The 568-nt window shown below is 67.6% G+C and carries 1 protein-coding gene; it reads left to right on the forward strand.

Features of this window, described 5'->3' with window-relative positions; genetic code table 11:
• Positions 1 to 568, forward strand: a 568-nt coding sequence (locus tag EOA79_RS32410) for an FAD-binding oxidoreductase (protein ID WP_164894092.1), incomplete at both ends; no start/stop codon positions are given.

Consider the following 568-nt stretch of genomic DNA (forward strand, 5'->3'; position numbering starts at 1 on the left):
TTTCGGCATAGGCTTCCGCCATGTCGAGGGTGAGGGGATGGCGGCGCTGCAGCCGGGTCTTTCGCCGCGCTTCGTCAAGGGCACCTTCGTGCCGGGGTGGAAGACAGTCGCCGATCCGAAACTGCTCGGCAAGGCGATCTGGGCCTATGCGGAGCGGCTCGGCGCGCGCTTCGAGCACGCGCGCGTCGAGCGTATCGGGACCGGAACAAACGGCGTCACGCTTATGCTTGCGGACGGCACGGCCCGAAAAGCGAAGCAGCTCGTGATCGCCGCCGGCGCCTGGTCGCATCTGCTGGCCAAAGATATCGGCGACCGCATCCCGCTGGAGACCGAGCGCGGTTACAACACCACGCTGCCGGTGTCGGCCTTCGACGTGAAGCGGCAGCTGATCTTTTCCGGGCACGGCTTCGTCATCACGCCGCTGGAAACCGGCTTGCGCGTCGGCGGCGCCGTCGAGCTCGGAGGCATCGAACGAGCGCCGAATTTCGCGCGCTCGAAGGCGACGCTGGAAAAAGCCAAGCGTTCCCTGCCCGGGCTCGATCCGTCGGGCGGCCGCGAGTGGACGGGC

Source organism: Mesorhizobium sp. M1A.F.Ca.IN.020.03.2.1, from assembly GCF_004023205.1.
Classification (GTDB): domain Bacteria; phylum Pseudomonadota; class Alphaproteobacteria; order Rhizobiales; family Rhizobiaceae; genus Mesorhizobium.